Here is a 364-nt window from a genome sequence, read left to right on the forward strand (position 1 = left end):
GGGTGGAGATGGTGATCATGATGGTGGCCAGCACCACGCCGTTCATGGCGAAGTCGTAAGGGCCGGTACCGTCACCGACGAACTGGAAGCCGGACCACAGCTGGGGGAGGGTGATCTGCAGGGCCAGTGCCACCGAGCCCAGCGCCATGATGGAGGACAGCAGGAGCAGCCAGCCGGCCAGCCAGGACGAGGTTCCGGAGGACAGCCGCTTGGCCCAGTTGTAGACCGAGCCCGCCACGGGATAGCGGCCGGCCAGCTCGGCAAAACAGAGGGCCACCATCAGCTGGCCGACGAACACGATGGGCCAGGACCAGGCGTACGCCGGGCCGGCCATGGAAAAGCCGAAGTAGAACAGTTGGAAAAC

General features: G+C 65.4%; 1 pseudogene. It reads right to left on the reverse strand.

The features are described from left to right. Window positions 1-364: pseudogene (locus tag AC1DKD_RS42515) on the reverse strand (hypothetical protein); the annotation flags it as partial.

This window comes from Cupriavidus sp. 05T313, from assembly GCF_056396665.1.